This is a genomic window from Agromyces lapidis, assembly GCF_009749405.1.
GTDB classification, from domain to species: Bacteria; Actinomycetota; Actinomycetes; order Actinomycetales; family Microbacteriaceae; genus Agromyces; species Agromyces lapidis.
This window is the reverse complement of record NZ_WBIQ01000001.1, coordinates 209,506-228,544: the sequence shown is the minus strand read 5'-3', so window position 1 is coordinate 228,544 and position 19,039 is coordinate 209,506. Positions and strand designations below refer to the sequence as shown.

At 71.3% G+C, this 19,039-nt stretch carries 16 protein-coding genes; 3 read left to right on the top strand and 13 right to left on the bottom strand.

Going from position 1 to position 19,039, the window contains the following annotated elements; translation table 11 throughout:
- Positions 1 to 62 precede the first annotated feature (62 nt).
- A complete protein-coding gene (gene hpaD, locus GQQ93_RS01055; RefSeq protein WP_246191983.1) occupies positions 63 to 1,187 on the top strand; it encodes a 3,4-dihydroxyphenylacetate 2,3-dioxygenase in 1,125 nt (374 codons plus the stop codon).
- 187 nt (positions 1,188 to 1,374) lie between these two features.
- Here the strand turns inward: hpaD and GQQ93_RS01050 are convergent, their stop codons facing one another.
- From GQQ93_RS01050 to GQQ93_RS01035, 4 genes are all read right to left on the bottom strand, one after another.
- Entirely contained in the window at positions 1,375 to 3,063 is a 1,689-nt protein-coding gene (locus tag GQQ93_RS01050) for a glycoside hydrolase family 36 protein (RefSeq protein ID WP_157422364.1), read from the bottom strand.
- A gap of 12 nt (positions 3,064 to 3,075) precedes the next feature.
- Entirely contained in the window at positions 3,076 to 3,921 is an 846-nt protein-coding gene (locus GQQ93_RS01045) for a carbohydrate ABC transporter permease (RefSeq protein ID WP_157422363.1), read from the bottom strand.
- Positions 3,918 to 4,931: a carbohydrate ABC transporter permease gene (locus GQQ93_RS01040; RefSeq protein ID WP_157422362.1), complete on the bottom strand. Its 1,014-nt coding sequence runs from the start codon at positions 4,929 to 4,931 to the stop codon at positions 3,918 to 3,920. Before GQQ93_RS01040 ends, GQQ93_RS01045 begins: the two co-directional genes overlap by 4 nt.
- Before the next feature lie 72 nt (positions 4,932 to 5,003).
- Positions 5,004 to 6,350 (bottom strand): ABC transporter substrate-binding protein, encoded by a 1,347-nt coding sequence (locus GQQ93_RS01035; RefSeq protein WP_157422361.1) that lies wholly within the window; start codon positions 6,348 to 6,350, stop codon positions 5,004 to 5,006.
- A gap of 119 nt (positions 6,351 to 6,469) precedes the next feature.
- On the opposite strand from GQQ93_RS01035, the gene GQQ93_RS01030 reads away from it, so the two are divergent.
- Entirely contained in the window at positions 6,470 to 8,680 is a 2,211-nt protein-coding gene (locus GQQ93_RS01030) for an alpha-galactosidase (protein WP_157422360.1), read from the top strand.
- Positions 8,677 to 10,206 carry a hypothetical protein gene (locus GQQ93_RS01025; protein WP_157422359.1) on the top strand — a complete coding sequence of 510 codons (1,530 nt, stop codon included), beginning with the start codon at positions 8,677 to 8,679 and terminating at the stop codon, positions 10,204 to 10,206. Before GQQ93_RS01030 ends, GQQ93_RS01025 begins: the two co-directional genes overlap by 4 nt.
- On the opposite strand, the gene GQQ93_RS01020 is transcribed toward GQQ93_RS01025, so the two are convergent.
- From GQQ93_RS01020 to GQQ93_RS00975, 9 genes are all read right to left on the bottom strand, one after another.
- Complete coding sequence (locus tag GQQ93_RS01020) at positions 10,154 to 11,215, bottom strand: LacI family DNA-binding transcriptional regulator (RefSeq protein WP_157422358.1); 1,062 nt, start codon at positions 11,213 to 11,215, stop codon at positions 10,154 to 10,156. The two genes, GQQ93_RS01025 and GQQ93_RS01020, sit on opposite strands and share 53 nt — an antisense overlap.
- A gap of 59 nt (positions 11,216 to 11,274) precedes the next feature.
- The gene (locus GQQ93_RS01015; RefSeq protein WP_157422357.1) at positions 11,275 to 11,745 is read right to left on the bottom strand and encodes an Lrp/AsnC family transcriptional regulator; all 471 of its coding nucleotides are present in this window, start codon (positions 11,743 to 11,745) and stop codon (positions 11,275 to 11,277) included.
- 204 nt (positions 11,746 to 11,949) lie between these two features.
- On the bottom strand, positions 11,950 to 12,741 hold the full coding sequence (locus GQQ93_RS01005; protein WP_157422355.1) for an ABC transporter ATP-binding protein: 792 nt from the start codon (positions 12,739 to 12,741) through the stop codon (positions 11,950 to 11,952).
- 14 nt (positions 12,742 to 12,755) lie between these two features.
- On the bottom strand, positions 12,756 to 13,649 hold the full coding sequence (locus GQQ93_RS01000) for an ABC transporter permease (protein WP_157422354.1): 894 nt from the start codon (positions 13,647 to 13,649) through the stop codon (positions 12,756 to 12,758).
- A gap of 30 nt (positions 13,650 to 13,679) precedes the next feature.
- Positions 13,680 to 14,675 carry an ABC transporter substrate-binding protein gene (locus tag GQQ93_RS00995; protein ID WP_157422353.1) on the bottom strand — a complete coding sequence of 332 codons (996 nt, stop codon included), beginning with the start codon at positions 14,673 to 14,675 and terminating at the stop codon, positions 13,680 to 13,682.
- A 107-nt stretch (positions 14,676 to 14,782) separates the two neighbouring features.
- On the bottom strand, positions 14,783 to 15,862 hold the full coding sequence (gene hisC / locus GQQ93_RS00990) for a histidinol-phosphate transaminase (protein WP_157422352.1): 1,080 nt from the start codon (positions 15,860 to 15,862) through the stop codon (positions 14,783 to 14,785).
- A 195-nt stretch (positions 15,863 to 16,057) separates the two neighbouring features.
- A complete protein-coding gene (locus GQQ93_RS00985; RefSeq protein WP_157422351.1) occupies positions 16,058 to 16,837 on the bottom strand; it encodes an alpha/beta fold hydrolase in 780 nt (259 codons plus the stop codon).
- Positions 16,834 to 17,445, bottom strand: a complete 612-nt coding sequence (locus GQQ93_RS00980; protein ID WP_157422350.1) for an isochorismatase family protein — start codon at positions 17,443 to 17,445, stop codon at positions 16,834 to 16,836. The genes GQQ93_RS00985 and GQQ93_RS00980 overlap by 4 nt, the downstream gene beginning before the upstream one ends.
- A 65-nt stretch (positions 17,446 to 17,510) precedes the next feature.
- On the bottom strand, positions 17,511 to 18,971 hold the full coding sequence (locus tag GQQ93_RS00975) for a D-alanyl-D-alanine carboxypeptidase/D-alanyl-D-alanine-endopeptidase (RefSeq protein ID WP_170296084.1): 1,461 nt from the start codon (positions 18,969 to 18,971) through the stop codon (positions 17,511 to 17,513).
- Positions 18,972 to 19,039: the final 68 nt, after the last annotated feature.

The window sequence follows — 19,039 nt, the reverse complement described above, 5'->3', positions numbered from 1 at the left end:
GACATCCACCGAGCAAGGACGCTGACATGACCGACCGCACTGCATCATCACACCGAGATGGCATGACCCTCACCTCCTCAGGCTTCTACGTGAGCCAGGAGGCCCCGATCCACTCCGACAACCCGGTGCCGACCCCCTCGGTCCCGGCTCCCGACATCCTGCGCTGCGCGTACATGGAGCTCGTCGTGACCGACCTCGCCGCCTCGCGCGAGTTCTACGTCGACGTGCTGGGCCTCTACGTCACCGAAGAGGACGACGAGGCGATCTACCTCCGTTCGACCGAGGAGTTCATCCACCACAACCTCGTGCTGCGCCGGGGCGAGATCGCCGCCGTCGCCGCGTTCTCGTACCGCGTGCGCTCGAGCGAAGACCTCGACAAGGCGGTCGCGTTCTACACCGAGCTCGGATGCCGCGTCGAGCGCCGCACGGAGGGCTTCACCAAGGGCATCGGCGACTCCGTGCGCGTCGAGGACCCGCTCGGCTTCCCCTACGAGTTCTTCTTCCAGTCCGAGCACGTCGAGCGGCTCTCGTGGCGCTACGACCTGCACACGCCGGGCGAGCTCGTGCGTCTCGACCACTTCAACCAGGTGACGCCCGACGTGCCGCGCGCGGTGAAGTTCATGCAGGACCTCGGCTTCCGCGTGACCGAGGACATCCAGGACGAGGAGGGCACGGTGTATGCGGCGTGGATGCGCCGGAAGCCCACCGTGCACGACACCGCCATGACCGGCGGCGACGGCCCGCGCATGCACCACGTGGCCTTCGCGACGCACGAGAAGCACAACATCCTCGCCATCTGCGACAAGCTCGGCGCGATCCGGCGCTCCGACGCGATCGAGCGGGGTCCGGGCCGCCACGGCGTCTCGAACGCGTTCTACCTGTACCTGCGCGACCCCGACGGCCACCGCGTCGAGATCTACACGCAGGACTACTACACGGGCGACCCCGACAACCCCGTCGTCACGTGGGACGTGCACGACAACCAGCGCCGCGACTGGTGGGGCAACCCCGTCGTGCCGTCGTGGTACACCGAGGCCTCGCTCGTGCTCGACCTCGACGGCAACCCCAAGCCCGTCGTGGCCCGTACCGACTCGTCGGAGATGGCGGTCACGATCGGCGCCGACGGGTTCTCGTACACGCGCAAGGGCGACGAGGAGCAGGGCTTCAAGCTCGGCAACACGCTCTGAGTCGCAGGCGACGCGTCGCGTGCGACGGACGGGGGCCCCGGGCGGATTCGCCCGGGGCCCCCGTCCGCATCCGGCGGCGCGGGGGTCGTGCGCCGGCGAGCCGTCGGCGGCCGGATGCCCCGGGCACCGCGCCGCACGTCACCCAATACATCGCGCGACGCGGCGCCCGGGGCATCCGGGCCGGGAATCAGCCCAGATCGAAGTGGGCGATCCCCCACGCGGGAACGTCGAGGATCCCCTCCTTCGCGAGCGCGGGGCCGACCCCGGCGGTCACCCGGTAGGGCACGCCGGCGAGCTGGGAGGCGTTGACCACGACGAGCTCGCCGACCCCGGTGAGGTCGAGCTCGACGAGCACCGACTCGTAGTCGACGACGACGAGGGTGCCGTCGAGCCGCGCCTGGGCGGCCGGGTATCCGCGGGCCGGCAGGCCGAGCTCGAGCTCGCCGCCGAGCAGGACCTCGCGCAGCGAGCGCCACTGGGCGAGCGTCTCCGTGATCGTCGCGCGATGCGCGGCGGCGAGCCCGGCCAGGGGCATCGAGACCTGCGGCACGCCGAAGAACCCGGCGAACAGCTGCCTGCGCACCGCGTCCACCTCGGCCTCGGGCGCCCACATGATGGGATCGGCATGCACGACCTGTCCGCGCGAGAGCAGGCGGAGGTCGAGCACCGACAGGCGATTCTGGTCGGCGTCGGCGGGGCAGTCGTTCGCCCGCACGACATCGGCGAACGCGGCCACGGTCGGCGAGACGTACGGCTGGCGGAACTCGATGAGCGCCCCGGGGCGAACGAGGTCGACCGCGTCGGCGACCCCGCGCAGGAGCTCGACCATCGCGAACCCGATGTCGTCGAGGTCGCCGGTGCTCGGCGTGTCGGCGTAGACCATCGCGTTGTTCAGGAAGTCGATCTTCAGCCCGTCGAGCCCGTAGTCGCGCACGAGGCGCGTGCACGTCTCGACGAGGTGCTCGCGCACCTCGCGGTGGCGCGGGTCGAGCACCCAGGCGCGCAGGCCGGTCGAGTACTCGGTCGCGTACGGCGCGAGTCGTTCGAAGGCCTCGCTCTGCTCGCCGATGAGCAGCGGCGCGAGCCACAGCACGACGTCGAGCCCGTGGCCGTGGGCGCGCTCGACGAAGCCGCCGAGGTCGGCGAACTTCTCGGTGTCGGGCACCCAGTCGCCGCAGCCCGCGTACCAGCGGCCGTCGCCGAATCGCTGCCAGCCGTCGTCGAGGAACACGGAGCGGAACCCGAGCTCGGCCGCGACCGGCAGGTCGCGCGAGACGATCTCGTCGGAGATCCGCTGCGAGTACGCGTACCAGGTCGAGTACACGGGCTCGAGTGCCGCGGCCGAGGCCGGACGCACGGGCGCGTCGCCGAAGAGCACCTCGGCGATGCGCGCGAGCGCACGCGGGTACGGTTCGGGCGAGCGTGCGATCACGAGCTCGACCTCGGTCGTGCGGGCGGCGAGGCGCTCGTCGATCGGCAGGCGCACGACGAAGTTCTTCTCCTCCTCTGAGACGCCGAACTGGACCTCGCCCTCGCCGGTCGTCCAGTCGAGGCCGAACGCGAACCGGCTCGTGCCGTCGGCATCGTACAGCGCACCGATCGGCGCCGAGCGGACCGCGCTGTAGTGGTCGCGACCAGCCCAGTCGGCCGGGAGGCCGCGCACGCCGTCGAGCCCCGGATACCAGTACCCCGCCGCATCACCGAGCGGCGACAGCAGGATCACCTGGCCGCCGGCGCGGACCGCCAGTCGGACCCGGATCACCTCGCCGTCGTCATCGGTGCCGAGCACGCGGCATCCGCCGCCGGTGCCCAGCCGGATGGCTCGCGGCAGGTCGACCCAGTCGACGAGCGAGAGTTGGTGGTCTTCGAGTAGCACGGTGAAGGACTCCTATTGCTTGACCGCACCGGCGAGGATGCCGGCGACGAAGTGACGTTGCAGGAAGAGGAACAGCACGAGGATCGGCAGCACCGACAGCAGCGTGCCGGTCATGAGCTGGCCGTAGTCGGTCGTGCCGATGCCCTGCAACGAGGCGAGCGAGACGGGGATGGTGAAGGACTCGGGCGTGCGGAGCACCACGAGCGGGTAGACGAACTCGTTCCACTGGGCGAGGAAGAGGAAGATCGCGAGCGCGGCGAGCGCCGGCCGGACGGTCGGCAGCACGATCCGGGAGAACACGCGGAACTCCCCCGCGCCGTCGACCCGCGCGGCCTGCAGCAGCTCGTCGGGCACGGCCTGCATGGTCTGGCGCATCAGGAAGATGCCGAAGGGCAGCGCGAGGCTCGGCAGGATGAGCGCCTGGTAGGTGTCGAGCCAGCCGAGCGTCACCATGATCTGGAACAGGGGCACGAGGGTGACCTGCGACGGCAGCGCCAGGGTGACGAGCACGGCGCCGAACAGCAGGTTGCGGCCGCGGAACTCGAACTTCGCGAAGGCGTAGCCCGCCGCGGTGCAGACGACCAGCCCGAGCAGCGTGTACACGGATGACACGAGGACCGAGTTGCCGATCGCGCGACCGAAGAGCGTGTCGCCGAGCAGCCCGGAGAGGTTGTCGAAGAACGCCGGGCCCGGCAGCACGTTCGGCGGAGAGGCGAAGATCTCGCGCGACGGGTACGTGGTGGCGATGATGAGCCAGTAGAAGGGCAGCAGCATGACCACGGCCCCAGCGGCGATCACCGTCGTGAGCACGAGGGACTTGGTGCGGCGTCCGCGCACGCCGATGAGCGACTCGGTCATCGGGTCTTCTCCTTCGAGGACATCGGCTTCTTCGGGGAGATCGGCTTCGGCGTCCGTTCGCGGAAGAGGCGGAACTGGATGAGCGAGACCACGGCGATGATGACCGTCAGTGCGTAGCCGATGGCCGAGGCGTAGCCGAAGTCGAAGTACTTGAAGCCGTTCTGGTAGAGGTACATCCCGACGGTGAGCGTGGCGTTGTCGGGCCCGCCGTTCGTGAGCACGTAGGGCTCGTCGAAGAGCTGCAGCGTGCCGATCGTCGAGAGGATGACGGTCAGCAGCAGCGCCGGGCGGAGCCCGGGCAGGGTGATATTGCGGAAGCGCTGCCACCCGTTCGCGCCATCGACCTGCGCCGCCTCGTAGAGCTCGCTGGGGATCGACTGCAGCTGCGCGAGATAGATGATCGCGTTCTGGCCGGTGTAGTGCCAGGTCATCGCCAGCACGATCGAGATCTTCGCCCAGAACGGATCGACGAGCCACGGGATGGGGCCGATGCCGAGGTAGCCCAGCAGCTCGTTCACGATTCCGGCACTGGAGTCGAAGAGCGCGCTGAAGAGGATGCCGTAGGCGACGAGGCCCATCACGATCGGCACGAAGTAGGCCATGCGGAAGAACGCACGACCCTTCAGCAGCAGCGAGTTGAAGGCGACCGAGAGCACGATGCCGAGCGCGAGCATGAGCGGCACCTGCACCACGAGGATGAGCGCGGTGTTGCCGAGCGCCGTGTAGAAGAGCGGGTCCTGCAGCAGTCGCGCGTAGTTGTCGAGCCCGACGAAGGTGATGACCCCGCCGATGTTCGAGGTGAGGCTCGTCCAGAGCGCCGAGAGATAGGGGTAGAGCTTGAAGCCGAGGAAGAGCACGATCGTCGGCAGCAGGAAGAGGTAGGGGGTGAGCCGCGGGTGGCCGATCGAGGATCGACGACGACGACGCGGCGGACGCGGGGCGGCCTCGAGGGGCGGCGCCTCCGCGGTGGGGCCGGTGGTCGAGCCGGCGGTCGAGGACAAGACGTTCATGTGTGTTCGCTCCATGGGAGGGTGCGCCGGCCCGCGGCGCCGCTGGCATCGCGGGCCGACGCACCCCGTCCGTCAGTCGGCCAGCTTGCGACCGGTCTGCTGGGCGACCTGGTCGGCCGCCTCGTCGAGCGCCTCCTGGGGGTCGGCCCCCGAGAGCAGCACCCGCGTCTGCGCATCCGTGTAGGCCTTCAGCGCACGCGCGTAGTCGCTCGTGTAGTTCAGGACTGGGGTGTCCTGTGCGAGCTCCGCGATGAAGATCGCGTTCGGCGACTGCCCGTTGAAGAACTCGCTCGGAGCGGCGAAGCCCTCGGACTCGAGCATCGGCTTGTAGCCGGGGAACATGCCGCCGCCCTCGTAGACGAGCTTCTGGCCCTCGAGCGTACCGAGTGCGAAGTTCACGAACTCCCATGCGGTCTTCTGGTTCTTGCTCGCGGTCGGGATCGACAGGTAGGTGCCGCCGTTGACCGCCGCGGTGATGCCGCCCGGCTCGATCGACGGAGGCAGGCGAACGCCCCACTTGCCCGCCATCTCGGGGGCCTCGTTCTCGATGACGCCGGCCATCCAGCCGCCCGCGGGCATGATGGCCGTGGGCTTCTCGCCGCGCAGCTGGGCGAGCAGGTTGTCCCAGCTGCCCTGCACGTCGCCGACGATGCCGAGGTCGTTCGCCTTCTTGATGAGTTCGAGCGAGTGCACGCCCGCCTCGCCGTTCATCGTGATGTCGCCGTTCTCGTCGAAGTAGAACGAGTCCTGCAGCGCGGTCTGCAGCTGCCAGAGCCCGGCGGAGTCGGCCTCGGTCGCCGCCTTGTCCTGGTTGTAGAGCGGAACGCCCGTCTTCTCCTTGATGGTGACGCCGGCCTCGATGAGCTGGTCCCAGGTCTCGATCGAGTCGATGTCGATGCCGGCCTCTTCGAAGACGTCGCTGCGGTAGAAGAATCCGGTGGCGTTGACCTCGTAGGGAATGCCGTAGACGGCGCCGTCAGCGCCCGAGCCGCTCTTCCAGGCGCCAGAGGGGAACTCGGACTCGAGCGACTCCGCGCCGAAGTCGCGGAGGTCGACGAGCTGACCCGGGAACTGCTCGACGTAGTTGCCCATGTAGTCGATGCCGATGTTCATGACATCGGGCAGGCCCTGGCCGCCGGCGGCCATGCCCGTCGTGATCTTCTCCCAGATCGCCGGGTTGCCGACGTCCTGGACGTCGATCTCGACGTCGGGGTAGAGCTTCTGGAACGCCGGGATCGCGGCCTCGAGGCCGTCGCCGGGCGCATTCCAGGTCCAGATCGTGATCTTCCCGCCGACTTCGCCTTCGGCGGCCGGCTGAGCGTCGTCGGCGCTCGAGCAGCCGGCGAGCGCCGCGGCGGTCGTGACCGCGGCTGCGGCGGCGACGATGCGCAACGCCTGCCTCGTGGGGGTGAACCTCATTGTTCGCAGTCCTTTCTCAGTGATGCTCCGGTGCATCGCGTCATCCGCGACGAAGGCGACAGTAACATATCATCCGTATATATGCAGCATAAGTCTGCAAGTTTGCAAAGGAGCACGCAGTGAACGCAGAACTTCACCACCTCCACGCCGCCGGGGTCAGCCTCGTCGTCGAGACCACGAGCTCGACCCTGCCGGTGGTGCACTACTGGGGTGCATCGCTCGGCGAGCTCGACGACCGGGGGCTCTCCGCCATCGCCGATCTCGCTCGCGGCCTCAGGGTGGGCAACGAACTCGACGCGCCGCCCGGAGTCGGCGTCGTCACCGAGGCGCGCCAGGCCTGGATGGGGCCGCAGGGTCTCTCGGTGCATCGCGAGGACGGCGACGGCGCGTTCCCCGAGTTCAGCCGGGTGAGCACCGAGCGCACGCGGGTCGACTCCCCGGTCGTCGCCGAGCGACTCGTCTCGACTGCCGCCGAGGTCGACGGCGAGCTCGTGCTCACGATCGAGCTCGAGATGCTCGTCTCGGGGCTCGTGCGGGCGGCCGCGACCCTGCGGAACGACGGCACGGCGCGGTATCGCGTCGAGGGACTCGACCTCGCGCTCCCCGTGCCGGGTCGGGCGAGCGAACTGCTCGACTTCACCGGCCGCCACAACGGCGAACGCCGACCGCAGCGTCACGAGCTTTTCGACGGCACCCACCTCCGCGAGGCTCGCCGCGGCCGCACCGGCCAGGATGCCGCGACCCTCCTCGCGGCGGGAACGCCCGGCTTCGACGTCGATCGCGGCGAGGTGTGGACGATCCACGTCGCGTGGTCGGGCAACCAGCGCATGTGGGCCCACCGCTCCAACGGCGGGCGCACCGCCCTCGGCGGCGGCGAGCTGCTCCTCCCGGGCGAGCTCGCCCTCGAGCCCGGCGCCTCGTACCGCGCTCCGTGGCTGTATGCGAGCTACGGCGACGGCCTCGACGCGGCATCCGCCCGCATCCACCGCACGCTGCGCGCGCGGCCCCAGCATCCGCCGATCGGGCGGCCGGTCACCCTCAACACCTGGGAGGCCGTCTACTTCGACCACCGCCTCGAACCGCTCGTCGAGCTCGCCGGGCTCGCCGCCCGCGTCGGGGTCGAGCGCTTCGTGCTCGACGACGGCTGGTTCGGTGCCCGCCGCCACGATCGGGCGGGGCTCGGGGACTGGACGGTCTCGCCAGAGGCCTGGCCCGACGGGCTCGGTCCGCTCGTGGATCGCGTGCGCGGTCTCGGAATGCAGTTCGGCATCTGGTTCGAGCCCGAGATGGTGAACCCCGACTCGGACCTCGCTCGCGAGCACCCGGAGTGGATCCTCGGCCCGCGGCATCGTGACGCCCCGCTCGCCCGCCAGCAGCTGGTGCTCAACGTCGGCCACCCCGATGCGTTCGCCGAGCTGCTCGAACGGATCGTGGACGTCGTCACCGAGCACCGCATCGACTACATCAAGTGGGACCACAACCGCGACCTCGTCGAACCGGTCGACCGCACCGACGGCCGGGCCGGCGTGCACGCGCAGACGCTCGCCGTCTATCGGCTCATGGATGCGGTGCGGGCCGCCTGCCCCTGGCTCGAGATCGAATCCTGCTCGGCCGGCGGCGGCCGGATCGACCTCGGGGTGGTCGAGCACACCGACCGGTTCTGGACGAGCGACTCGAACGACCCGCTCGAGCGGCAGCGCATCCAGCGCTGGACGAGCCTCCTGATGCCGCCCGAGCTGCTCGGCGCGCACGTCGGGCCAGCCACCGCGCACACCTCGGGGCGCACGAGTTCGCTCGCCTACCGCGCGATCACCGCGATGGTCGGCAGCTTCGGCATCGAATGGGACCTGCGCGAGGCCGCCGAGGACGAGCTCGACGAGCTCGCGGCGTGGATCGACGAGTTCGTACGACTCCGTCCGCTCATCGAGCGGGGCGCGCTCTTCCGCCTCGAGACCCAGCCCGCCCTCGTCGCCCAGAGCGTGGTCTCCGACGACCGCCGGCACGCGCTCGTCACGATCGCCTCGATCGACACGCCCACGCACCTGCCCGGGCCGCACCTGCGGCTGCGCGGGCTCGACCCCGCCTCGAGCTACCGGGTGCGTCGCATCCGCCCTGCCGGCGCCGTCGATGCGACCGCCAGGCGGGCCCAGCCCGCGTGGTGGATCGACGGCGCGGTCGTCCCCGGGATCGTGCTCATGGCGTCGGGTCTGCCGACACCCGCGCTGCGCCCGCAGGAGGCCGGCCTCGTCGAACTCGTCGCCGATGGCGCCGAGGAGGTCGCGGACGTCCCGGCCGCCGGCGCCGTCGCAGTCAGGCGCGACGGGCGATGAGCGCCCTGCGCATCGAGACCGACGACGCGGCGCTCGCGGAGATGTTCGCGTGGGCGACGAGCACCGCTCGCCGCTTCGTCGTCGAGGAGGGCAGCACGGGGCCGCTCGACGTCTCCGAGGCGACGCCGCCGCCGTACCTGCAGGCGGTCTACCGTGCCGGATACCACGCGGGATACGCCTTCCGCAGCGGGTACTACCTGCGGGACTTCGCGCACCAGGCCGTCGGGGCGCAGCTGCTCGGCCTCGGCCGTGAGAACCGCGCGATGCTCGACTCCTTCATCCGCACCGCCACCCCCGAGCACGGCGGCTGGCCGGTCTGGGCGCTCAACTTCGACGGCGTCACCCCGCTCGCCATCGACTACCACGGGCCGGGGCGCTTCGTCCGCGAGCTGCCCGCCGCGTTCGAACTCGTCGAGCTCGTCCACGTGCTGTACCGGTGGTCCGGCGACCGGACGCTCGGCGGCCACCGCGAGCACTGGCGGCGCACGCTCGGCGAGTTCGTCGCCGAACGCGACGTCCTGCGCCCGAACGGCGTCGCCGAGGCCGGCGGTCCGGGCATCTTCGACGGCGCAGCGAGCTACAACGAGCGGCCCGGCGAGCACCTCCTCGAGGCCGGCGACGGCATCGGCGCGCAGTACGCCGCCCTGCGGCACGCGGCGGCGCTCGAGCTCGCACTCGGCGAGAAGGCGTCGGCCCGGGAATTCGGCCGCGCCGCCGAATCGCTCGCCGCCGAGTTCACCACGCGTTGGGGGCGCGTCCCGGCGGCACCGGACGAGGCGACGACGGCCCGGGCCGGCGCCGTCGCGTTCGGCGGACTCGTCTCGGCCTGGCTCGCCGATGGCCGCCCGGTCGCCGAATGGCTTCGGGAGGCCACCTGGTTCCTGCCGTTGAAGGGGCTGCTCACCGAGGACGACGCCAGGCGCGAAGCCGTGCTCGACGAGATCGACGCCGCGTGCCGCGACGAACGGGCCCCGAGCAACATCGAGGCGCTGAGCTACCTGCCCGACGTCTTCCTGCGTCACGGACGGGCAGACGCCGCCTACGCGTGGATGCGCGAGATCCACGCGCGCCGCGACGACCCCCACGAGGTGCCCCAGCAGGTCGCGAACGGCGACTACCCCGAGCTCGCGTTCGCGCTCGTGGGCCAGATCGTCGCCGGGCTGCTCGGGCTCGAACCCGACGCTGGGTCGCGACGCATCGCGACACGGCCGGCGCTCCCCTCCGGCATCCGCCGGCTCGTGGCGATCGGCGTGCCGTTCGGGCGGGGCCTCATCGACGTCGGCTGGGCCGAGGGCGAGGGGCACTGGCTCGAGAACCGGACCCCCGACGAGCTCCTCTGGAGCCCGAACCGCACGCGCGACCGGAGATTCCGCGACCCGCACCTCGCCGTCGCCGCCGGCGAGGGCGACCTCGTGCGGGTGCGCCCCGGCGAGCGGCGCACCGTCTCGGACGCCGCGGATCGGGACCGGGAGGCTACCGCGGCGCGGGCCCGGTCGACTGGCGCAGCCGCAGCTCGGGGTCGATGAGCACCTCTCCGGCCTGCACGCCGCGGTTCTGGATCATCGTGACCAGGGTGCGGACCGAGGTCTCGGCGAGGCTCTCGACGGGCTGGCGCACGGTCGTGAGCGGGGGGTCGGTGAAGTCGAGCAGGTAGGAGTCGTCGTAGCCGATGACCGAGAGGTCCTTCGGCACCTCGAGGCCGCGACGGGTCGCCGCCCGGATCGCCCCGAGCGCCATGTCGTCGCTCGAGGCGACGATGGCGGTGACCCCGAGCGGCAGCAGCTCGTCGGCGGCGTGGCGCCCGCCGTCGACGCTGTAGTGGTGGCGCACGACGAAGTCCTCCGCGTCGCTGAGGCCCCTGGCGTCCATCGCCTCGAGGAACCCCTCGACCCGGCGATCGGCCGGCGTGTTGCCCACCGGCCCCGCGCACATCCCGATCCGGCGATGCCCGAGGTCGTAGAGGTGCGAGACCGCGAGCTCGGCCGCGCGCCAGTCGTCGGTCGAGACCACGGGCGTCGCCCCCTCGGGGAACCCGCCGTTCACGCTCACATAGGGGATGCCGCGGCCCTCGAGCAGCTGCCTCGCCATGGGATCGGCGTTGCGCAGCGTGTTGCTCGCCGAGAGGAACACCGCCGCGGCGATGCCGGCGTCGAGCATCGGCTCGATGTAGTCGCGTTCGATCACCGAACCCGGCACGACCGGACAGACGAACGCCCGCAGCCCGTGCGGCGTGAGCTCGCTCTCGATCGCCGTCACCATGGCGGCGAACACCGGCGTCTTCAGTCCGGGCACGAGGATGAGCACGATCTCGCCCTTGACCGGACGCTCGTAGCCGATCTGCTGCAGCGCGCGCTCGACCTGCTCGCGCGTCGACGCCGAGACGCCGTACTTGCGGTTCAGCACCCGGCTCACCGTCGCCTCGCTGACCCCGGCGATCGCGGCGACCTCGGCCAGCCGCACGGTTCCCGCGGGCGAACGGGTGCGGCGCCCGCCCGACGCTCCGGCCACGGCGGGGACTTCGGGCGTTTCGCTCATGCGTCCATTCTGGACGACGACCGTCGCCGTGCGCACCGCCGGGCGCCGGAACACGGCCGTCAGTCGGCGGGCGTCGCCTCGACGAGGGGGATGACGCGGTGCGGGATGGGCGTGTCGAGCACCACCAGCGTCGAGGTCCGCTCGATGCCGGGCACGCGCACGAGCTGATCGACGACGCGCTGCAGATCGCGGTTCGAGGCGGCGACGACGCGCACCAGCAGGTCGCTGCGGCCGGTGATGGTGTGCGCCTCGATCACCTCGGGGATGGCCCGCAGCTCGTCGGTCATCAGGTCGCTGCGCGAGCCCTGGGCGATCTCGATCTCGACGAAGGTCGTGACGGGATAGCCGAGCGCGGCGGTGTCGACGTCGGGTCCGAATCCGGTGATGATGCCGATCCGCTGGAGCCGGTCGAGGCGGGCCTGCACGGTGCCGCGGGCGACCCCGAGCCGGCGCGAGGCCTCGTAGACGCCGATCCGCGGCTCGTCGGCGAAGAGCGCGATGAGTCGCGAATCCAGTCGATCGATGGGCATCGGCACCTCCCCTGCATCCAGCGTACGCGGGCGATCGCGGGCCGGCAGACGCGGGGAGGCGGGGGCCGGCGGGGCCGGGGACGCCGCCGTGCGTGCCATCGGGGCGGGGGGGGGGGGGGGGGGGGCCCCGGGGGGGGGGGCGGGGGGGGGGGGGCCCCCCCCCCCCCCCCCCCCCCCCCGCCCCGGTGCCGGTTCCGATCCCGCTCAGCCGAGCATCGCGCGGTCGTCGAGCGCCGCGCCCTTGATCTTCGCGAACTCAGCGAGGAGACCTGCGACGGTCATCTTCTGCTTCTCCGCCTCGGGCAGGTCGAGGATGATCCGCCCCTCGTGCATCATGATGAGCCGGTTGCCCACGCGGAGCGCCTGCTCCATGTTGTGCGTGACCATGAGGGTCGTGAGCTTGTCGCGCTCGACGACCGACTTGGTGAGGCGGGTGACGAGGTCGGCCCGCTGCGGGTCGAGTGCCGCCGTGTGCTCGTCGAGCAGCAGGATGCGCGGCTGGGTGAAGCTCGCCATGAGCAGCGACAGCGCCTGGCGCTGACCGCCGGAGAGCAGCCCCACGCGGGCCTTCAGCCGTTGTTCGAGGCCGAGCTCGAGCGCGACGAGCTCCTGCTGGAAGCGTTCGCGACGAGCGCGCGTCACTCCGAGGCGGAAGCCGCGCCGCTGGCCTCGCCGGAGCGCGAGTGCGAGGTTCTGCTCGATGGTGAGGTCGGGCGCGGTCCCGGCCATCGGGTCCTGGAAGACCCGGCCGATGTAGGCAGCCCGCTGGTAGTCCTTCATCCGCTTCACCGAGCGCTCGTCGATGAGCAGGTCGCCCGAGTCGACGGCGATCTTGCCCGCGATGATGTTCAGGAGTGTCGACTTGCCGGCGCCGTTCGAACCGATGACGGTGACGAAGTCGCCCTCGTCGAGATGGAGCGACACGTCGTTGAGCGCGACGCGCTCGTTGACGGTGCCCGGGAAGAAGGTCTTCGTGACGTGATCGATGGTGAGCATGGTCGTCGCTCCTCTCAGGCCCTGACCGCGCGGCGGTTGAGCTGCCGGAAACTCGGGACGCGCTTCAGGAAGCCCCAGCGCGGCAGCAGCAGCGCGGCGACGACGAGCACGGCGGAGATGAGTTTCATGTCGTTCGGGTTGAGGCCCGCCGCGAGTGCGAAGAAGATCACGAGGCGGTAGATGATCGCGCCGACGAGGACTGCGAAGGTCGCCACCCAGACGGAGCGCCCCGCGATGATCGCCTGGCCGATGATGACCGAGGCGAGGCCGACGAGGATGAGGCCGATGCCCATCGAGACATCTGCGAAGCCCTGGTACTGCGCGACGAGCGCGCCGCAGAGCGCGACGAGCGCGTTCGAGATCGCAAGCGTCAGGATCGTCGTGAAGTGCGTGTTCACGCCGAATGAGCGGATCATCTGCTCGTTGTTGCCGGTCGCCTGGATCGAGAGGCCGAGGTCGGTCGAGAGGAACCAGTCGATGGCGAACTTCAGCACGAGCGCGAAGATCGCGAAGATGAGGATGCTCCAGGGCCCGCCGAGCAGCCCGTTGTCGCGCAGGGGCGTCATCACGGTGTCCTCCCTGAGCAGTGGGAGGTTCGATTTGCCCATGATCCTGAGGTTGATCGACCACAGCGCGATCATGGTGAGGATGCCGGCGAGGAGGCCGTCGATGCGCCCCTTCGTGTAGAGCACCCCGGTGACGATGCCGGCGACCGCCCCCGACGCCGCACCCGCGAGGGTGGCGACGGGGGCGGGCACGCCCTGCACGATGAGCGACGCCGCGACGGCGGCGCCGGTGGTGAAGCTGCCGTCGACCGTGAGGTCGGGGAAGTTGAGCACGCGGAATGTGAGGTACACACCGAGTGCCATGATCCCGTAGAGCAGGCCGAGTTCGAGTGCGGCGTTCATGCAGGGCCTTCCGGATGTCCCGTTGGCGTCTTATTCGATGGTCTGGTCGGCGTCGGCGACCAGGTCTTCGGGGAGGGTGACGCCCTGGCGCTCGGCGGCGGCGGGGTTCACGATCAGCGAGAGCTCGTCGAGGGTCTCGACCGGCATCTCGGCCGGGTCGGCGCCGTTCTCGAGGATCTCGATCGCCATCTTGCCGGTCTGGTAGCCGAGCTCGGTGTAGTCGATGCCGTAGGTGGCGATGGCGCCGCGCTCGACCTGGCCGCCTTCGGCGCCGAACAGCGGGATCTGCTTCTGCTCGGCGATCTGCACGACGGCCTCGAGGCCCTCGGTCACGCGGTTGTCGGTCGGGATGTAGATCGCGTCGACGTCGCCGAGCGACTCGGTCGCCTGGGCGACCTCGCTCGAGTTCGTGACGGTCGCCTCCTTGATCGTGAGCCCGAGCTCGTCGGCGGCCTCCTTCGCGAGCTCGACCTGCACCTCGGAGTTCACCTCGCCCGAGCTGTACACGATGCCCACCGTCTTGGCATCGGGCACGACCTTGGTGACGAGCTCGAGCTGCTGCTCGACCGGGTTGAGGTCGCTCGTGCCCGTGACGTTGCCGCCCGGCTTCTCCCAGCTGTCGACGAGGCCGGCCTCGGCGGGCTCGGTCACGGCGGTGAAGAGCACGGGGATGTCGGCGATCGACTGGGCCGCAGCCTGCGCGGTCGGCGTCGCGATCGCGAGCACGAGGTCGACGCCGTCGGTCTGGAACTTCGCGGCGATGGTGGTGGCGGTGGCCTGCTCGCCCTGGGCGTTCTGCTCGTCGAACGAGACGTCCTCGCCCTCGACGTAGCCGGCGTCGGCGAAGGCCTGCTTGAAGCCCTCGCGCGTCGCGTCGAGCGCGGGGTGCTGCACGATCTGGCTGATGCCGATCGAGAGGGTGTCATCGGATGCTCCGGCCGCACCGCCGTCCGATGCGCAGCCGGTGAGCGCCAGTGCTCCGGAGGCGAGCAGTGCGAGTCCGGTGAGCTTCGAGTGGGTTCTCATCGTTGGGGTCCTCTCAGGTGGGTCGTGCGGGGGTTCCGCGCGCAGGGCGCAGGTCTCTGGGGCGGGCCCGGCCGGTGTGCGGCCGGCCCGCATCGGGGGCTGTCGGCTCAGCCGACGGGTGCCGCGACCGGCGCGGTCGCGAGGGCGTCGGCCGCGGCGGCGAGGAAGCGGTCGTTCGCCTCGGGCGAGCCGATCGTCACGCGGACGCCCTCCCCGGCGAAGGCGCGTGCGACCACGCCGTGCGCGTGCAGCACGCCGTCGACGCGTTCGGTGTCGTCGCCGGTGCGCAGCCACAGGAAGTTGCCGAAGGAGTCGACGAGCCGCCATCCGCCGTCGCGGAGCGCGGCCGTGACGCGCTGCCGCTCGGCGACGATCTCCCGGATGCGCAGTTCGAGCTCCGACTCGGCGTCGAGCGAGGCGATCGCCGCGCGCTGGGCGAGGTCGCTCACGGCGAACGGCACGCCGACGCGGCGGAGGTTCGCGGCGACCGCGGCCGGGGCGATCGCGTAGCCCACGCGGAGCCCGGCGAGCCCGTACGCCTTCGAGAAGGTGTGCAGCACCGCGACGTTCGGGTGGTTGCGGAAGAACTCGAGCCCGTTCGCCGAGCGGGGGTCGTCGTCGAAGTGCACGTAGGCCTCGTCGACGACGACGAGCACCTCGGCTGGCACCTTCGCGAGGAACGCGGTGAGCTCCTCGGCGGTCACCGTCGCGCCGGTCGGGTTGTTCGGGTTGCAGACGAAGACGAGCCGGGTGCGGGGCGTGATCGCGGCGGCCATCGCGTCGAGGTCGTGACGCTCGTCGGCCGTGAGCGGCACGGGCACGGGCGTCGCGCCGGCGACTTGCACGAGGATCGGGTACGCCTCGAAGGAGCGCCAGGCGAAGATCACCTCGTCGCCGTCGCCCGCGCTCGCGTGGATGAGTTGGCCGGCGACCTCCACCGAGCCGGCGCCGAGTGCGATCTCGCCCGGGTCGACGTCGTAGTGCTCGGCGAGCCGACGGGTGAGCTCTGCTGCGCCGAGGTCGGGATAGCGCTGGATCCCGTCGAGTCCGGCGACGACCGCATCGACGACGGAGGGCAGCGGCGGGAAGGGGTTCTCGTTCGAGGAGAGCTTGACGGCGCCCGGCGCGGCCGGCCGGCCCGGCTTGTAGACGGGGAGCCGGCCGATGACGTCGCGCTGGTGGATCATGTCCCTACTTCCTCGTGGGTCGTCACCACGGCGCCCGTCGCCGCTGACGATCGGCAGCCTAGGGAGGAAGTCGACGGGGCGGCAAAGCGACGACGGAGCACCCGACAAGGTGCTCGATCGTCACCGAGCGATCCGATTCGAGCTGTACAAGATGTACAGCCGTCTGCTGGCACTCGGTGCGGCGCAGCTCGGAGCTCAGTCGCGCAGGAAGCCGATCGCCGCGTCCTTGAACACCCGCGAGGTGAGCGTCGAGACGTGATCGCGGCCCGGCACCGAGACGAGGTCGACGCCCCAGTCGAGGGCGAGCTGCTGCACCCCTGCGGGCACCGGGTCGTTCTCGCCCGCGACGAAGAGCGTCGGGATCGTGCCGGGGATCCCGAGCGGAGCGCCCGACACCCCCTCGACGACGGCGAGCAGCGCCGCTCGGTCGGCCCCCGCCTCGATCGCGGGACGGAGCACCTGCTCGATCACCCGGTTCTCGCTCGGCCGGTCGTCGAGAAGCAGCGCACGCACCTCGTCGATCGCCCACGAGGCGAACAACTCGTTCGGGCCCGCGCCGCCGAGCACGACCCGTCGCAGCCGTTCGGGGGCGATCGCCGCGAGCGCCGAGACGACGCGGCATCCCATCGAGTAGCCGACCGCGTCGGCGACCGGCACGCCCGCGGAATCGAGCACGGCGGCGAGGTCGGCGCCGAGCCGGAGCGGAGCGTAGTCGGCCGCACCCACCGGCTTGTCGCTGTCGCCATGGCCGCGGAGGTCGACGGTCACGACCTCGCGACCGGCGTCGGTGAGGGCTTTCACCCAGCCGGTGCCCTCCCACGTGATGCGCGCGTCGGAGGCGAAGCCGTGCACGAGCAGCACGGGCGGCAGCGCGGCGTCGCGGTTCGCGGCGCGGTGCACTCGGTAGCCGATGAGCACTCCGTCGACACTCTCGGCGTGCAGCAGCGGGGGGCGCGAGGCATCCGTCGCGATCATTCGGCCGACCCGGATGCCTCGGCGACGACGATCGAGGTCGCGATGAGCGCCCCGGCGTGGCCGAGCTCGGCGAGCGCCGCGTCCGAGGACTCCGCCGCGACGCCGGCGACCAGGTCGGTCAGCACTCGAACGTGCTGCCCGTGCTCGAGCGCGTCGAGCGCGCTCGCCCGCACGCAGTAGTCGGTCGCGAGGCCGACGACGTCGACGTCGGTGATGCCGTGACGCGCGAGCAGCTCGCCGATCGTGTCGCCCGCGTCGTCGGTGCCCTCGTAGATCGAGTACGCCGGCACGCCCTGTCCCTTTCGGATGTGCACGTCGACCTCGTCGGTCGTGAACGCCGGGTGGTACTCGGCGCCCATCGTGCCGGCGACGCAGTGCGGCGGCCAGGTGTCGACGAAGTCGGGTTCGGCATCGGTGGCGAAGTGGCCGCCGTTGTCGCCCTCGCCCGAGTGCCAGTCGCGTGAGGCCACGACGAGTTCGTAGGCGCCGCGGTGGCGGGCGAGCAGCTCGCTCACGCCGGCGGCGACGGCGGCGCCGCCGGCGACGCCGAGCGCACCCCCCTCGGTGAAGTCGTTCTGTACGTCGATGATGAACAGCGCGCGGGTCATGCCTCCATTGTCCCCCCGCCGGCGCGAGGGGCAACCCGGGCGGATGCAGGCGCCGCCCCGCGGGCTCACTGGTTCGAGAGGTTGTCCCCGCAGAGGTAGAAGCCCGTCGCGAGCGTGTCGATCGCGGTCTTGGCCTCGTCGGTCACGTCGCCCAGGGCGTAGATCGCGAAGGTGAGATCGGTGCCGTCCTCGGCGCGGACGACGCCCGAGAGCGTGTAGCCCGTGTTGATCCACCCCGTCTTGGCGATGACGCTTCCGTCGGCCACCGCGTTGTCGCCCCAGAACCGGTCGTCGTACGCGAGCGAGCCGCGCTCGCCCGAGACCGGCAGCGAGTCGAGCAGGTACCCGAGATTCGCCTCGCGCGCGTTGATCTTCACGAAGAGCCGGGTGAGGTACGAGGGAGGCACCGCGTTGTCGTCGGAGAGGCCCGAGCCGTCGACCACCACGATGCCCGCCGTGTCGACCCCGTAGGGCGCGAGCCCCTCGAGCACGCCCGCGTCGATGGCGGCGAAGTCGTTGCCCGAACCGGTCTCGATCGCGACGAGGCGCGCGAGCATCTCGGCGACGGTGTTGTCCGAGACGACGAGCGCCTTGTCGACGAGCGCCGAGACCGGCGGCGAGAGCACCTGGCCGAGCTGGGTCGCCCCCGCAGGCGCCGTGCCGCGCTCGATGGTGCCGATGCCGCCGAGCTCGTCGGCGAAGGCCTGACCCGCGCGGCCGATGGGGTCGTCGCTGCGCCAGGAGGTGTTCGAGTACGGGTCGTCGCGGTCGCCGTCGACCATGAGCGCCGTGATATTCGACATGTAGCCGTCCTCGCGCTCGACGAGGTCCCAGCTCGGCTGCCACTCCTCGCCGCCGAAGTAGCTCGCGTCGAGGATCAACTTCGTGATCGGCGGATTCGCCGGATCCGCCGCCCACGCCTCTTCGACCTGTCGGGCCAGCTCGTCGAGGTGCGCCGCACCCGGGTAGGCCGTCTCATCGCCCGACGGGGTGCGCGAGAGCGTCACGTCGCCGCCGCCGACGAGCACGATCGAGCCGGGCTCGGCGCCCTTGACGACGGTCGTGGCGGCGCGGTGATCGGGCCCGAGCACCGAGAGCGCAGCCGCCGAGGTGAGCACCTTCATGACGCTCGCGGTGCGCGAGGGTGTCGTGCCGCCGCGGTCGTAGAGCACCTCGCCGGTCGACGCCTTCATCACCTGCGCCTGCAGGTTCGCAAGGCGCGGGTCGGCGGCGCGATCGGCGACCGAGCAGGTGCGCACGCGGCTCGCCGCCGCCGCGGCCTCGGGCACCGGGCGGGCCTCGGGGGTCGGGGTCGGCGTCTCGCTCGGCGCGGCGACCGCGACGGTCTTCTCGGGTGCGAGCGCGGCCCCGAGCGCGACCGCGCCGCCGCCGAGCAGGGCGAAGGCGAGCACGCCCCCGACGATCGCGAGCGGCAGCCGGTGCCGCCTGATGAAGGCGAGCGCGGATGCCCCGGCGCCGCCGCGCCCGGGCGGCGCGGCGCCCGTGGCATCCGTCTCATCGATCACGCGGGAATTGTACGCGCCCTCCCCCGATGCCCCGTTCAGGAACGGTGCGGGTGACCGTGCCCGACTCG

What these genes read in the sequence shown, in the direction of transcription:
- GQQ93_RS01015 (WP_157422357.1), bottom strand. Translation starts at nt 11,745, where the DNA reads ATGCCCATCGATCGACTGGATTCGCGACTCATCGCGCTCTTCGCCGAC.
- GQQ93_RS01005 (WP_157422355.1), bottom strand. Translation starts at nt 12,741, where the DNA reads ATGCTCACCATCGATCACGTCACGAAGACCTTCTTCCCGGGCACCGTC.
- GQQ93_RS01035 (WP_157422361.1), bottom strand. Translation starts at nt 6,350, where the DNA reads ATGAGGTTCACCCCCACGAGGCAGGCGTTGCGCATCGTCGCCGCCGCA.
- GQQ93_RS01020 (WP_157422358.1), bottom strand. Translation starts at nt 11,215, where the DNA reads ATGAGCGAAACGCCCGAAGTCCCCGCCGTGGCCGGAGCGTCGGGCGGG.
- GQQ93_RS00980 (WP_157422350.1), bottom strand. Translation starts at nt 17,445, where the DNA reads ATGACCCGCGCGCTGTTCATCATCGACGTACAGAACGACTTCACCGAG.
- GQQ93_RS00985 (WP_157422351.1), bottom strand. Translation starts at nt 16,837, where the DNA reads ATGATCGCGACGGATGCCTCGCGCCCCCCGCTGCTGCACGCCGAGAGT.
- GQQ93_RS01000 (WP_157422354.1), bottom strand. Translation starts at nt 13,649, where the DNA reads ATGAACGCCGCACTCGAACTCGGCCTGCTCTACGGGATCATGGCACTC.
- GQQ93_RS01025 (WP_157422359.1), top strand. Translation starts at nt 8,677, where the DNA reads ATGAGCGCCCTGCGCATCGAGACCGACGACGCGGCGCTCGCGGAGATG.
- hpaD (WP_246191983.1), top strand. Translation starts at nt 63, where the DNA reads ATGACCCTCACCTCCTCAGGCTTCTACGTGAGCCAGGAGGCCCCGATC.
- GQQ93_RS00995 (WP_157422353.1), bottom strand. Translation starts at nt 14,675, where the DNA reads ATGAGAACCCACTCGAAGCTCACCGGACTCGCACTGCTCGCCTCCGGA.
- hisC (WP_157422352.1), bottom strand. Translation starts at nt 15,862, where the DNA reads ATGATCCACCAGCGCGACGTCATCGGCCGGCTCCCCGTCTACAAGCCG.
- GQQ93_RS01045 (WP_157422363.1), bottom strand. Translation starts at nt 3,921, where the DNA reads ATGACCGAGTCGCTCATCGGCGTGCGCGGACGCCGCACCAAGTCCCTC.
- GQQ93_RS01040 (WP_157422362.1), bottom strand. Translation starts at nt 4,931, where the DNA reads ATGAACGTCTTGTCCTCGACCGCCGGCTCGACCACCGGCCCCACCGCG.